At 36.1% G+C, this 15230-nt stretch carries 15 protein-coding genes; 2 read left to right on the top strand and 13 right to left on the bottom strand.

Going from position 1 to position 15230, the window contains the following annotated elements; genetic code table 11:
- Positions 1–9: 9 nt before the first annotated feature.
- The 12 genes from DBK98_RS11370 to upfY form a co-directional block, all read right to left on the bottom strand.
- A complete protein-coding gene (locus DBK98_RS11370; protein ID WP_032536603.1) occupies positions 10–1026 on the bottom strand; it encodes a glycosyltransferase family 10 domain-containing protein in 1017 nt (338 codons plus the stop codon).
- Complete coding sequence (locus DBK98_RS11365; RefSeq protein WP_022011499.1) at positions 1023–1958, bottom strand: hypothetical protein; 936 nt, start codon at positions 1956–1958, stop codon at positions 1023–1025. The genes DBK98_RS11370 and DBK98_RS11365 overlap by 4 nt, the downstream gene beginning before the upstream one ends.
- 1 nt (position 1959) lies before the next feature.
- Complete coding sequence (locus DBK98_RS11360) at positions 1960–2835, bottom strand: alpha-1,2-fucosyltransferase (RefSeq protein ID WP_128900051.1); 876 nt, start codon at positions 2833–2835, stop codon at positions 1960–1962.
- On the bottom strand, positions 2823–3755 hold the full coding sequence (locus DBK98_RS11355; RefSeq protein WP_022011497.1) for a glycosyltransferase family 8 protein: 933 nt from the start codon (positions 3753–3755) through the stop codon (positions 2823–2825). Before DBK98_RS11355 ends, DBK98_RS11360 begins: the two co-directional genes overlap by 13 nt.
- A gap of 4 nt (positions 3756–3759) precedes the next feature.
- Entirely contained in the window at positions 3760–5193 is a 1434-nt protein-coding gene (locus DBK98_RS11350) for a lipopolysaccharide biosynthesis protein (RefSeq protein ID WP_022011496.1), read from the bottom strand.
- Positions 5194–6208: 1015 nt separating this feature from the next.
- Complete coding sequence (locus DBK98_RS11345; protein ID WP_022011493.1) at positions 6209–7144, bottom strand: UDP-glucuronic acid decarboxylase family protein; 936 nt, start codon at positions 7142–7144, stop codon at positions 6209–6211.
- Positions 7145–7153: 9 nt separating this feature from the next.
- A complete protein-coding gene (locus DBK98_RS11340) occupies positions 7154–8470 on the bottom strand; it encodes a UDP-glucose/GDP-mannose dehydrogenase family protein (protein WP_022011492.1) in 1317 nt (438 codons plus the stop codon).
- Positions 8471–8489: 19 nt separating this feature from the next.
- Positions 8490–8879, bottom strand: coding sequence for a hypothetical protein (locus DBK98_RS11335; protein ID WP_008659260.1), 390 nt, complete (start codon positions 8877–8879; stop codon positions 8490–8492).
- 20 nt (positions 8880–8899) lie between these two features.
- Positions 8900–9475, bottom strand: a complete 576-nt coding sequence (gene rfbC / locus DBK98_RS11330; protein WP_022011491.1) for a dTDP-4-dehydrorhamnose 3,5-epimerase — start codon at positions 9473–9475, stop codon at positions 8900–8902.
- Positions 9475–10365, bottom strand: a complete 891-nt coding sequence (gene rfbA / locus DBK98_RS11325; protein WP_032536889.1) for a glucose-1-phosphate thymidylyltransferase RfbA — start codon at positions 10363–10365, stop codon at positions 9475–9477. Before rfbA ends, rfbC begins: the two co-directional genes overlap by 1 nt.
- A 36-nt stretch (positions 10366–10401) precedes the next feature.
- Positions 10402–10884, bottom strand: a complete 483-nt coding sequence (locus tag DBK98_RS11320) for a UpxZ family transcription anti-terminator antagonist (protein ID WP_032536868.1) — start codon at positions 10882–10884, stop codon at positions 10402–10404.
- 11 nt (positions 10885–10895) lie between these two features.
- The gene (gene upfY, locus DBK98_RS11315) at positions 10896–11456 is read right to left on the bottom strand and encodes a capsular polysaccharide transcription antiterminator UpfY (RefSeq protein WP_080714591.1); all 561 of its coding nucleotides are present in this window, start codon (positions 11454–11456) and stop codon (positions 10896–10898) included.
- Between the two features lie 1085 nt (positions 11457–12541).
- On the opposite strand from upfY, the gene DBK98_RS11310 reads away from it, so the two are divergent.
- Both DBK98_RS11310 and DBK98_RS11305 read left to right on the top strand, forming a co-directional pair.
- A complete protein-coding gene (locus DBK98_RS11310) occupies positions 12542–12889 on the top strand; it encodes an SH3 beta-barrel fold-containing protein (protein WP_032531282.1) in 348 nt (115 codons plus the stop codon).
- Between the two features lie 151 nt (positions 12890–13040).
- On the top strand, positions 13041–13955 hold the full coding sequence (locus DBK98_RS11305) for a DUF4373 domain-containing protein (protein ID WP_032536870.1): 915 nt from the start codon (positions 13041–13043) through the stop codon (positions 13953–13955).
- A 467-nt stretch (positions 13956–14422) separates the two neighbouring features.
- On the opposite strand, the gene DBK98_RS11300 is transcribed toward DBK98_RS11305, so the two are convergent.
- Positions 14423–15229 (bottom strand): tyrosine-type recombinase/integrase, encoded by an 807-nt coding sequence (locus tag DBK98_RS11300; RefSeq protein WP_032536871.1) that lies wholly within the window; start codon positions 15227–15229, stop codon positions 14423–14425.
- Position 15230: the final 1 nt, after the last annotated feature.

The raw sequence follows: 15230 nt of genomic DNA, 5'->3' as shown, positions 1-15230 counted from the left end.
ATGGAAAATTCATTCGCCAATCAATCTAATTATTCTATTTTTTATTCTATAGCCTAAATCTGATGTGAAACAAGAAATAGGATTAATCTCTATATCTTCTTTTAATGTATAATTCTGTCTATCACACTGCTTGATATATTGCAATATCACAAAAAAGATATTATACTTATCAAGCACCATTCGTTTTGCTTCTTTTAATATCGGTTTAACTCGATTATACCGATCATTCATTATTGCCTCTTTTATTGCCTTAACAGCATATTCAAGATTATCAAAAGATAGTTCCTCTAAACTACTATCTGGAAAGTATGTTTTTATATTAGGGCATCCAATATAAAAAGGAAAACAATTACTTAAATAACAGTCCGCAATTTTTTCTGTCCAATAATCTGGATAATTTGAATTTTCTATTATTAAAGCATATTTATATTTTGAATAAATCTCATATTTATCTTTTATTGGGATAAAGCCAGTTCCATAAATATCCACTAAATCGGAAAGAAGCTCTTTCAGCTTATATATAAAATCAAGTCTTCTTTGATGTCCTTTTGTAGTTACTTTATTCGATGTAACAACAGCTAATTTATTAATACTATTATTTCCCGTTTCCAGACAGAAATAATTATAATCCAAATAGTTATTTTCATCCCAGACCCAAGGGTTACGACTTAGCATTTGAGCTCCTACAAACCACGGAGACGCTGGTATTGATTTTAATGTTTTTTTCTTTTTCAACAATGACTGTTGACAAGTAAGTACACATCCAAACTGTTTTAGATATTTGGAAGGATACCTAAAAACTGACTCTGGTTCACCCGTTACCAGCACTACATTTTCAGAAGGACATTTAGCAAGTTCTGGCCTTTCCACTCCATGGAGCACAAAGAAGAAGTCACAATCCCGTTCGTTTGTATTTATTAAAAACTCACAATTACCCAATATGGTACTTTTATCTGGTAATTGACGAAGTAAAGGAGGCATATCATGTAAACATGATATTTTCACTTTTATCTTTCTATCGTTCATTGTTCTATTTTACTTAGGACATACATAGCTGTTGCCTTTTCACTCATTACATTCTCATACCACCGTAAAGATTCTTCCGACTTTTTCATTAATAGAGATTCATCTTGTAACAAGTCATTAACTATTTTTCTTATTCCATTCCAATTATCTAATTGAATGATAGGTGAATTATTATACAAATAAGAATCTGACAGTTTTTCTGAAATAACAATGCAACCTTGTTTAAGAGCTTCATAATGTCTGAAACATTCTGTAGAGTGAAATCCTTTGGGACATAAAACTATTTTAGATTGTGATAACATCCAAAGGTATTCTGATATAGGAAATCCTCCCTTAAATCCTTTTGTAAAACGAATCTTGGAGTTTCTAAAACAATCATCCTTATTCGTAAAATAACTTGTCGGCAATTTCAGTAATCCTTTTTTATATAGCCAATAAAAAAGATACTTATTAGTAATCCACCCTCTCGCATTAGTTATATTACGATAAAAATTTACGCGATTCAAATTAAAATTTCCTGAAAAGAAGACATTATAGCATCGATCTTTAATTGGTATATATTCAAGTGAAACATCGTTATTTACATACCCTAAAGGAAATGGGTATATATTATCATAATCTTTTCTGATATATGGTTTAAAAATGCATTTATATCTCTGTTTCAAATGCAAAGGCAACTCTCCCGTTTCATCACTCAAAAAAAGAAGAATATCTTTTCCCGTATTGGGTAAATCAAAACTATTGGGAGGCAAAGTGGGATTTTGGGTTGAATAAATATAAAAGTTGTAACTATTAAAGTTGGTACATTTCAAACGCAATTCTTTAAAAAAGTTAATTAAGAATTGGCATTCATTCAAATCTTCAAAATTCGAGTCTGAATTACGCTCATAATAAATATTATCTACTTCTCTTATATCTAAAAAATACCGCATATCATAGTTTTTTTTTTTTAAATTTGATCCAAGAATCAGGTATGCTCTGAGGATTTAAAAAACAATCAGAAGCTACTACTATTTTATTTTTATTAGTAGCTAACCATGCTCCCCACCAATAGAAAGAACTATTTGAAACAATATGATGTTTACACAAACTGATTAAGTACATATCATTTAAAGCTGAATAATTTCCTTCTTTCGGACTAATCATTATAAAATTAGACTTTTGTCCCAAGTTATTTTTCACCCATTCCTGATCTTCAGAAAATATAAAAAAAGTAGGGTTATCCACCTTCGATTCAATATAATTAATCGCCTTCTGATAAAAGTCCAAATCTGTAACTTTTGTGTTTTGATGAGAATTTAGTTCTTGATATCTTCTTACCCCAATTGCCACAGGAGTTATACTTTTTTTTATAATTTCAGCTTCACTCAATGTTTGCAAATCATTAACCTGACAAAATTGAAAATCTTTCTTTATAATAGAAGCATAGTCTTTAAAATAAGCTTCATTTTGCCAATACCCATCCAAGTATACAGATAGAATATGTTTTTTTAGTAATCCATCGACAAAATCATAAGAAGTGTTTTCGGAAATATATTTCATAAAGGGTATTACAGAAAAATGGATTTTTCTACCAAGAGATTTTACTTTCTCTCCTAAATAGTAATCATATTTCTGAAAACAATTTGCTTTCCGATAAGAGATACAAAAAGAATCAAGTAAAAAATTTCGTTTAAAAAGATCATTTTTATATCCACTCTGAGTATCAAGTATTAAATCAGCATCAATTCTTAAAGCTAAAGCTCTTGCTGTGGCATAAATAAACATTTGATTACCTAACCCACCAATAATTCTTGCTACAACTTGCATATACTATTATTTATAGACACATAACTATTTTTTAGAACTCCAATAGCACACAGTAGCTTTCTTACTATTCTCTTAAAAAAAATAGAGATATTAAAATCATGATTTATCCCCAGCATTCTTGCGTACTGCAAATAATCTTTTTTAAACGGATGATCTACAATTGTATACTTCCACGGTTTATCAGGGCCCGTGTAATGTACAACTGCAGGATCTGAGATGGCAGAATTATATTCTTCAGTATATATTTTAGGAAAATCTTGTCCTTCAACATATTGCTTACATAGAAAAATTGTTGTCAGATTATATTTTAAATCCAAACGCTTCCACAATCTCCCGTACAGTATTCCATTCAAAGCATCTTGATCCCAAGATTTTATTCTCTCAGGAAAACGTTTCATATAATCTATTGCTTTCTCTGCAACACTATTTTTACGCCAAAAAGATAAATTTATCAACATAAAACCAGAGTTAAAATACCCTAATGTAACATCATAATTATGTCGTATACAATTTGCTTTTATTGTCTCATCTACTGCAGCCACTGCGTAATTTTCAATATCCATTTTCCATAATTCTTCTAAGGATTTACGAACAACAATATCTCCATCAATATAAAGAACCTTTGAACAATTACAAGGTAATACTTGAGTGGAGAAAAGTCTCAAATAAGCAGCTAAAGAGACATAATCAGTCTCCTTTCTCACAAATCCTGACAACATTGCTTCATTCACTTGATACAAATAAAAATTAGAATGATATTTATTTACTACTTCTCTTAAATAAGCCACATTACCATCATTTAATTGCATAGTTATCACATAAATATTATGATGTTCAAAATCGTTATTTATAAAAAACGAAGTTAACATAACACTGGTGTGCTGAACATAATTATCATCTAAACAACAAAGGATATTCATCTTACTATTTTTTACTTATTATATTTGTAATGGAGCGTAATTCTGGAATATTAAATAGGATCGAAATCAATACATAAAAGACAATTCCACTTAAAATCCCAATAACTAATTGTAACAATGAAGAAGAAAACAATGATGCCACCAAGTAAACCCCTCCTCCCATTAATAAAGCAGCTACAAATGTTGGCAAAATTGAAGTAGCTTGAGTAGTATAACCTACTGAAATAACACGCCTAACAAAATAAATTACTATTATAATATCTATAATACTATATAAAACCAATCCCCAACACATAATTTTTAATCCCCATGGCATGGTAGAAAACAAAATAATAAAAGCAACTGTTTTTTTTATTATTTCTGATTTCAAAGACAAGTCACTTCTTCCTTTTACATTTAATATTTGCCAATTAATATTCATCACAGGGTACCACATATAAGACAGACACAAAATTGACAGTAAAGGAGCTGCACTTTTCCATGTTTCGGTCAAAATAAGATTAATAAAAGGCGTAGATAATACCGAAAGTCCTATCATCAAAGGAAAAATAATATATGACATCATTCGTAAATACTGGAGAAAAGCTATACGTAATTTGTCACTATCATCCTGGATTTCACACATTAAAGGATAAATGGGGCGACTAGAAATATCTGTAATATTTATAGCTGGAAAAGTGGAAAAGGTTTGCGCGCGATTAAAAAGTCCAACCTCAGCAGATGTGAACTTTCTTCCTATAACCATTGTATACAAATTTGTATATATAACATGTAATAATCCTCCTATAAGCAATTTTGATCCAAACGAAAAAAGAATTTTAAACGAAGAAAAAGAAAAGCTCCAAGAAGGATGCCAACGTACAAAAAAAAATAAAAATACTGTATTGAAAGTTGCATTCATGAAAGATTGGACTGCTAATGCCCACACGCCATAACCTTTTATAGCCATAAATATTCCTATTGCTCCACTTATTACTACAGATGTAAGAGAGACTCGGGCTAAAAGTTTAAAATTAAGAGATATACTAATTTTAGTCCGTTGAATGATAGAAATATTAGAAATAATTAGCCCCAACCCAATGAATCTAAGCAACTTTACTAATAATGGTTCATGATAAAATAAGGCTATAAAAGGAGCTAAAAGATATAATAACCCATATACTATTATTGAAATGACAGAACTAAAATAGAATACTGTATTAAAATCAATATCTGTTCTATCATTCTTCTGAATCAATGCATTTGAAAAACCTGAGTCTATGAATATCTGTGCTATAGCAAGAAAAATTCCAAGCATAGCTATCAATCCATATTCGGAAGGAGCAACTAAGCGAGCAATAATAATACTTAATACAAACTGTATACCTTGCACAGAGAAACGCTCTACAGCACTCCATACAACACCTTTTATAGCTTGATGTTTTAAAGATTCAACCACGAATAATTTTATTGGATATTAGAAACTACTGCAAATATTATTTAATCTCAAACGTCTTTAATGCGAAACAAATTTTCGCATTAAAATTAAGGAACAAGAATAATCTTGCTCGCAAATAATCCCCAAAAGTACATGTTAGATAAATAAGAATAAATTAAATATACTCCAAATATATAAGGAGTTAACCGGACAATAAACCGATACAATATGTTATTTTTAAAGAAATAATGCTTTGCTCATAGAAATAACAAAATGGAAGAGAAAAACGTATATCCATTATAAGCAGGAGAACTTCGATAAGAGATATTCATACAAGAAATAACAGATCAACAAAATGAAGCAGAATACTAAATAATATTTTCCATATTTAATCTTCCATTGTGCAAATGGATTAAACAGTCGTATGTATGCAGCAATATAAAATAGAAATATAAACTATGATATATTAACAGGAGAAGAATAAATATCTCCATAAGAAAATCCAAAATTCAAACTTACATTTATAATAAACAGAACCAATAGTAACAACTGATTTTTTTTAGTTAGAGATAATGCTAATTTTGATAAAAACGGGCTTAAAAATAATAGGGCTGTATACTGTATGACAAACCAATAAGTATTGTTTCTTATTATTAACATAGACAGGACAAAGCCTTTTATATCAAGAATTAATAATTCCTACACAAGTGAGAATGACATAAATTCCAATTGAATAAAAAAGCTTTTGAAACCATATCTTCACCACTTTATGCAATTTAAATTCAGACTTTACTAAAAAATAACCGCTTATTAAAACGTAACAATTAACTCCAACAGCAGTAAGATAAATGATATATTCAATAATTATCCAGTTAGTAATAGATTGAAGTAAATTCATTTAACAAATTAAAAAATCTCGGAAGTTAATACATGCATAATACCATGTATCATAAAATGCCAAGATACAATAAAAAACATAGCCGGCACTCTTAGCATCTCAAAATTAGATTCCCTCTTCATATCATTCAAAACTTTTTCAAACAATACTAGCGAAATATTCAATTGTTTTCTTCAGTCCTTCTTCAAGCTTTATTCGCGGTTCCCACCCTGCCAGCTTTTCTTTTGCCAGACCTATATCCGGTTTGCGCTGTTTAGGATCATCACTTGGCAACGGACAAAAAACAATTTTAGATTTTGAATTAGTTAAATCTATTACTTTTTGAGCTAATTCAAGCATCGTAAATTCACCTGGATTACCTGTATTGACCGGACCGATAAAACTATCATCCGTAGCCATCATCCGGGTCATTGCTTCAATCAAATCATCCACATATTGAAAACTACGGGTCTGACTACCATTACCGTAAATTGTTATATCCTGATTCCTTAAAGCCTGAACAATAAAGTTAGACACCACACGCCCGTCATTCGGGTTCATTCGAGGACCATAGGTATTAAAAATACGAATAATCTTTATACGTACCCCATTCTGACGATGATAATCCATGAATAAGGTTTCCGAAGCACGTTTACCTTCATCATAGCAAGAGCGGATACCGATAGGATTCACATTTCCCCAATAAGCCTCAACCTGAGGATGAATGGAAGGATCGCCATAAACTTCACTTGTAGAAGCTTGAAGAATCTTAGCCCTCGTACGTTTAGCCAATCCTAACATATTCATGGCACCATAAATAGAAGTCTTCATGGTCTTAATCGGGTTATATTGATAGTGGGGAGGAGAAGCCGGACAAGCCAAATTATAAATTTCATCCACTTCCGCATAATAAGGAGTAGTCACGTCATGGCGGACTAACTCAAAATTATGATTATCCAGAAGATGACGAATATTGTCTTTACTCCCTGTAAAATAATTATCTAAACAGATAACATCATTACCCTCATTGAGCAAACGCTCACAAAGATGGGAACCTATGAATCCGGCACCACCCGTTACTAAAATTCGTTTCATCAAAGTTTTTTATTTTTGTCCGATACGAGAATATGTAAAACCTAACTCTTTCAACTCTTCACCATCATAAATGTTACGACCATCCACTACAACAAAATTCTTCATCGCTTTACGGATGATTGCCCAACTTGGCATGCGGAACTGTTTCCACTCCGTCATCAAGGCAATGGCATCAGCATCTATCACAGCCTCATACATGTCTTTGCAATAAATTACCTGCTTGCCGATACGGCGTTCCGTTTCTTCCATTGCAACCGGATCAAAAACTTTCACGATAGCACCAGCCTGCAACAGTTTTTCAATAACAACTAACGCTGGGGCCTCACGCATATCATCAGTTTCAGGCTTAAACGACAATCCCCACATAGCAACAGTTTTGTCCTGCAGGTTTCCTCCAAAAGCATTCAGCAATTTATCAAAGACAATGCTTTTTTGCTTTTCATTCACTGCCTCAACCGCTTCAATCACCTGCATATGGTAACCATTCTGAATACCAGTATGAACCAATGCTTTTACGTCTTTCGGAAAGCAAGATCCCCCATAGCCGCATCCGGCATAGAGGAAACGACTTCCAATACGGGAATCCGCCCCCATGCCCTTGCGAACATTGTCAACATTAGCGCCAACACGTTCACAAAGGTTAGCTATATCATTCATGAAACTGATACGTGTGGCAAGCATAGCATTGGCAGCATATTTTGTCATTTCAGCAGAAGCAACATCCATCATCAAGATAGGATAACCGTTCAAGGTAAACGGACGGTAAAGTCTCTCCATTATTTTTTTTGCCTTTGCACTTTCAACACCGACTACTACCCGATCGGGCGCCATAAAATCTTTAATGGCAGCTCCTTCTTTCAAAAATTCGGGATTGGATGCCACGTCAAATTCGATGTTCACACCCCGCCTGTCAAGCTCCTCCTGAATAACCCCACGAACTTTCTTTGCCGTACCTACAGGAACAGTACTCTTTGTAACCAAAACAACATGTTTTGTTATATTGCGCCCTACTGTACGGGCCACTTCCAAAACATACTTCAAATCGGCACTGCCATCTTCATCCGGCGGAGTACCTACCGCACTGAAAATAATTTCCACTTCATCCAGGCAAGTAGTTAAATCGGTGGTAAAATGGAGCCGTCCGGCTTTGACATTGCGCTCCACCAATTCATCCAACCCCGGTTCATAGATAGGCATAACACCATCCTGAAGTTTCTGGATTTTTTTTTCATCTACATCCACGCAAGTAACATTGATACCCATTTCGGAAAAGCAAGTTCCTGATACAAGCCCAACATAGCCTGTACCTACTATTGCAATATTCATAAGCTATAATAAATAATGATTATTCGGTTATTTTAAAAAGTTTGCGAAGGCTGTATTGTAATGCTTCATTCACCAAATAAACAGCTTCACATTTCATATTGGTTGCACCTTCATCTGAAACAACAGCCGTATACATAGGATAAGAATTACCTTTACTCTGATTGTTCTGCCAATGAAAAGCACGAATATTTAACGGATTATCCCACAGTTCCTCCGGTACATTCTGCAACTTTAGACGCGAAACAGGATAAATATGATCCAATTCCCATCCAAAGAGGCTATTGCGATTATTAAAATCAGCATAGGCAATCCAAGCTCCACAGGCATCTTTACGAATGCGAGCAGGATTATACTCTTCCACAATCTGAGCAGACTGCCAAGCTATGTCTTTTAACTCATTTAAAAACATATTAATTGTCAATGTCCGCCTTAGAGCATATCTTGTTTATCATAATAATCAAATAACCAGGCGGCATCTTTTAAGGCTGAATGACAAGAATCCTTCTCTGACAAAATGACTTCCTCCATTGGTATTTTCCAATCAATACCTAAATCAGGATCGTTCCAAGCAATAGCTCCTTCACACTGAGGAGCATAAAAATTATCGCATTTATATTGAAAAACCACTTCTTCACTTAAAACAGAAAAGCCATGAGCAAAGCCACGGGGAATAAAAAACTGACGATGATTATCCTCTGTCAATTCAACCGAAATATGTTTTCCAAATGTGGGAGAGCCTTTGCGGATATCGACAGCTACATCAAGAACAGCGCCTTTCACAACCCGGACCAACTTACTTTGTGCAAAAGGTGGTTTCTGAAAATGCAGACCACGAATCACTCCATAACTTGACTGAGACTCATTATCCTGAACAAACATCGTTTTACAAACTTTCTCTATAAACACATTTTGATTAAAAGATTCAAAGAAATAACCACGTTCATCACGAAACAAACGAGGTTCAATAATCACAACACCCTTTATATCAGTTTCTATTATATTCATTATTGGTCTGCAGCTAATTCATCAATTACTTTCAAAAGGTACTGCCCATATTGGTTTTTCAACATAGGCTGAGCCAATTTCTTCATTTTATCAGAATTAATCCACCCCTGACGAAGTGCAATGCCTTCCAGACATGCTATTTTCAACCCTTGACGTTTCTCAATCACTTCGATAAAGGTACTTGCTTCACTCAGAGAGTCGTGAGTACCTGTGTCCAACCAAGCAAAGCCACGCCCCAAAGTCTGTACTTTCAATTGTTCTTTTTCCAGGAAATACTGATTCACAGTTGTAATTTCCAACTCACCACGGGCAGAAGGTTTTATGTTCTTAGCAACTTCCACAACCTTATTAGGATAAAAATAAAGTCCAACAACGGCATAATTGCTTTTAGGTACTTTCGGCTTTTCTTCAATGGAAAGACAATTACCTCTTTTATCAAACTCAGCTACACCATAACGTTCGGGATCGTTTACCCAATAGCCAAAAACAGTTGCTTTGTTCTCTGATTCGACTGTATGAGCTGCTTCACGCAACATAAGGGTAAAACCCTGCCCATAAAAAATATTATCACCCAAGACTAAACATACAGAATCATCACCTATAAATTTCTCACCAATAATAAACGCCTGTGCCAAGCCGTCAGGAGAAGGTTGCTCGGCGTACTCAAAACGTACTCCAAAGTCAGAACCGTCACCCAGCAAACGTTGAAAGCCGGGTAAATCGTATGGAGTGGAGATAATCAATATTTCACGAATCCCTGCCAACATGAGTACAGAGATAGGATAATAGATCATCGGCTTATCAAATATCGGAAGTAGCTGCTTACTGACACCTTTGGTGATCGGATATAAGCGAGTGCCCGAACCACCGGCCAAGACAATACCTTTCATCAATATAATTATCAAAATTAAATTACTAGATCGAAATCATTCCACCTCACTCCAAGGATACGGATTCTCTTGCACATCCTTCAGGCGTTCCATCACCTCACGCTCCTCTTCCAACAACTCCCTGTCCTGCCATGTATCAATGATGACCTGAGCTTCCCGAGCCAATTCCTCGTCGAAAACTTCTCCGTAACAATAAACTAACAGTTGGACTTTCAACAGGGAGGCAGGCAGATGTTCCAGTACATCCCAGCAACGATCCAGAATATGCTGAATACGTTCCTCCTTGTCACCGTTATTATAGAGAGTCGCATTATATCCCATCAGGAGCGACAGGCACAACCGGGCCTCTTCTTCATGACTATTGCCATGCTTGTCGTACAAAGCATTAGCCTGAGAAAAAACATCACGATTCAGACGGGTGAATTGATCACTGTAGATCGGCCGACCGTCCATGCCTAAGTAGCAAAGTTCATGGGCAGAAGCATAAAGGGCGGAGATTTCGGATTCTAAATAGTTCATATCTTTTTATGTTATTTTTCGGTAACAGGTTCGACCAATGAAGGATGGACAAAGGTAGTAGCAACAGCCATAACTCCTTCGATGGTGACTACGACACGACGGTCATTGCGGACACGGACAAACTCGCCCTCCACCCCCTCGAAAAGCCCCCCGGTGATACGCACACGGGTACCCTTGCGGATGTTCAACTCGGAAGGTTCGAAATAAAGCAGGGATTCATCATAATTCGAAGAGACCGCCATGAAATTACGCATTTGAGAATCAGGAACGATGATGGGACGATGGTATTCACGGTCCATAATGTAACGGATAGGAAGCGTGGTGCCCTTGCTCTCTTTGATGGCATCGATACAACTGCGCGAGGAACGGACAAAAACCAGATTATGAACTGCGGGAACAAGCTTACGAACCCGACGCTCGTTTTTAATGGTATATTCGTAGTGCATGGGGATGAAATTCTCTATCCCCTCCGAATTGAGGTACTCCTGCAAGGCCAGTTCACGCCCGTAAGTGATACGCAAGGCATACCAGTGCAAAGCGGAAGAAGACAGGAGGGATCGAGAACGCTCCATCGAAGATTCGATAGATGCGGATGTTGTCATGTCGTTCACGTCAGGATGTTCTTTGGGGACACCGGAGTAGCGAAGCATACCTCCCGGTCAAGTTATGTAATGCGGATTTTAATGAAAAATTCAGTGCATCCATGTTATTTAATGACCCTCCACTATCACAGAAGGAGAGGCAGAAAATAGTTATTTATTATAATAGCCTTTAAACGAGGGCATTGAAAACAAAAAGTGTTTCAATAGACGTTCGTTTAAAAACACATGATTTTTGTATATAAATCAGAAGAGAACAGAAAACAAAATCAGACAGATAATAAACTGTTTTTTGTTAATTCATAAATACCTGTGGTTTAAGATATTGGGATAACAATCAAAAGAGGAAAATCATTTTTTTTATTAAACATTTTGTAGTTCTAAAAATACCCTCTATCTTTGCGTTCAATTAAACGAACGTCTATTGAAACACTCGCTTTTTCAATTAATATCATACTATATACCAAATAGTTATCTAATCAGAAGCGTTCATTTTCTCTTTAATTCCATCTTTACTTGCCTACCGATAGTTTCCTTTCTACCTTTGCCACAAATTAACAACATTTAGTTATTAACAAAATAAAAGAAATTATGGACAAAGAAAAAGGATTATTTCAGATTGTGGACAAAAGTGTAAAAAAACGCTATTAGCAAAACGCAATCATCTATTACAGAATCAGTTAAAGAAACAAGAGGCAGAAAGAAAGGAATACCGATACGTGGAATAATTTCGCATAAAGGAGAACTTATCAAAGCGTTGATAGAATCCTACATAGAAGATGCGAACATACAAAATATAAATACATGTCAGGCTTCACTCGCACGCTACATCAATGAAAAAAGACTAATCGGAAATATTAAAAACGGAGTATTTAAACCATTATCCATCAGTTCAATATTAGTCTATATCAGCAGCATTTGGGAAGAAGTAGAAAAGAATAGACAGCACAAACCCGCCATCCACAAAAATACGCACAATGAATTATCATAATCCGCCTTACATGAAACGCCCCCTATCTTCGTGGCGATAACATTTTATCAACTTAAAAAATATACGTATGAAACGGAAAAAAAGACCGGCATCACAAAGTGAAGCCATGAAACTGAGATGGAAGAGACGGATTGTCTTTGAGAAAGGATATACCGAACAATGTGCCGAATGGATGGCAGAGCGCCTGGAAGCATTAACAGACCACCTGCAATACGGGCACGCAGCCATCGCTTATCAGAAGCAGAACGGAGACTTCAGGTTGGTGAAAGCGACACTGATCTACTATGAAGCAGAATTCCACAAGAAGTATGATCCCACAAAAATAGAAGGCGCAGTAGTGTACTGGAATGTGGATGAACAACGGTGGACGACATTCCAGGTGGAGAACTTCATGGAGTGGAGACCGATCGTATAGGGCGCCACCACAGATTACACGGATTTTCACAGATGAATGATTTCTATTTTGAGGAATCAAGTGAAAACGTCTTTGGGAATCCGGGGTAATTTGTGGTGAATGTATTAATGTATTATTGAAAGTACAAACAACTAATCTAAAAAAAACAAATATGGCAACAATATATGACGGGATCAACTATTTCCCGGTGGGCGTAAACTTCATGGAAGAGAACGCAATGGAAGTGATAGAAGCTAAATACGGAATAAAGGGCCCAGCAATCGTACTGAAACTGCTGTGTAAAATATACAAGGAGGGATACTTCATCCGTTGGGATGAAGAGCAGTGCCTGATCTTTGCCAACAAGGCAGGAAGGGAGGTACAGATCGCTGAGGTGCAGGGGATCATTGAGATCCTCTTTATCAAAGGGATAATGGACAAAAACAATTATCTGGAGAACGGAATACTGACCTCGGAAAACATACAGAAGGTATGGATGGAGGCGACAAAGCGGAGAAAGAGAGAGTTGTCGGAACTCCCCTACCTGATGGTGAAAACGGAAAAGGAAAACGATAAACCGGAAAAGGAAAGCGGCAAACCGGACAATGCATCCACACAACAGGAAATTGAACGACCCAAGCCGCTTAAAGAAGGAAAAGTAGCTGTCGGCACAGGAGATGTAGCCGTTAGCCCGGGAAATGTAGTACACGATGTAGCCGTTAACGCAAAAAATGCATGCAATTCCGGACAAAGTAAAGTAAAGAAAAGTAGAGCAAAGGAAAATAAAGAATTACCCCCCTCAGCTCCCCCCGAGGGGAAGGAGGAAGAAAGGAAGGAGGATTCTGCTTCTCTCCCGATACCGGGATACGCTTTCAATACGATGACGCACAATTATCCGGGACTGACGGATACGCTCCAAAGATTGGGGATCAACGAGGTAAGCGAGGTAAATGCCATTCTCAGGCTGTCGGACTATGTAAGAAAGGGAACGACGGTGTGGCGGCTGATTGCCAACACTTGCTGGAGTGACATAGGGGCAAAAGGAAGGTATCTGATAGCGGCGCTAAATAAGGCAAAAAGGAAATAAACGGATAGTGCAAATCCCCCGTGTATAGTTGACAAAAAAGCAAGTATACAGGCTTTTACCTAGGAAGGGATTCGGTGAAACAAAGAAGTAAAGAGTGTGCTTAACGAACTAAAACACAGTGTTTTTAAAGCACAAAATTTCTCTCGCCCAAAGCTTTGTTTTAACACTATGTTAAAGTTTGTTCTTTAAATGCAAATAGCAAGTGTTTTAAATACAAAAGGCTTGTTATTTGCACACAAGAATAAAATAACGGAGAAATGGCGTTAACAATGTTAATTGTTACGATATTATTCTCAGAGCAACACGCTACATAAATCCAGTCTTTTCATTTGCATGTATCATAACCCTCAACTTAAAAACCCAACATTGCAGCGGGAGGAATATTCAATACCCCGACAAAGCAAACGGGCTATTTTTAAAGTCAGTAGATTAGTTGATACCAAATCGCCTAATCTACTGATTTCAATTTACCAAGTGATAACCTTGTCAATGATAGCCTGTTGTTCGGAACTGCTCCTTCGCAGATAGATACGGGTGGTTTCTATACTTTCATGTCCCATCAGGTCAGCAAGCAGAGAAATATCGTTGAACTTCTCCAAAAAGTTTTTGGCAAACCGATGCCTGAACGAGTGGGGATAAATGACTTTTTCATTCATACCGTACTTGTTAGCATAGTTTTTAAGTTGTTGCGATATACCACGAGTAGTGATTCTTTCGCCATATCTATTCAGAAAGAGATAACCGGAGGTTCGTTTGTGCTCTTCCAACCAAACAATGGTTTCTTCTTTAAGTAACTTAGGGATATAAATTCGTCTAATTTTACCTCCTTTCGCATAAATATCGTAGTAGCCTAAATAAATGTGCTCTACTTTTAGCTGGATAAGTTCACTTACTCTCGCTCCAGTAGCAGCTAAGAAGCGGACAACGAAATACCACGTCAGGTTATCTTCCTTTTTCAACTTTTTCTTTAGAAAGATATAATCCGCATTAGTGATTACATTTTCCAAGTAAGAACGCTGTTGCACCTTAACGGATTTAAGGCGAAGTTTCTGCTTACCCATATATTCAAGGTACTTGTTGATTGCCTGAATCCTGAGATTAACAGTCTTGGGCTTGTAAGTCTCAATTAGATACGTTTTATAAATCAAGAGGTTGCGTTTGTTCAATTCTTTATGCCTCTTGCTATACTCCTTTACGGCATACAGATATGCTGCAACCGTATTTTTCGCCATATTCGCTTGGACGAGTAGCGTTTCAAATGTTTCTTCTGTCATA

The sequence above is a fragment of the Bacteroides sp. PHL 2737 genome, from assembly GCF_004115325.2.
Taxonomy (GTDB): Bacteria; Bacteroidota; Bacteroidia; order Bacteroidales; family Bacteroidaceae; genus Bacteroides; species Bacteroides hominis.
This window is presented reverse-complemented; position numbering and strand designations above follow the sequence as displayed.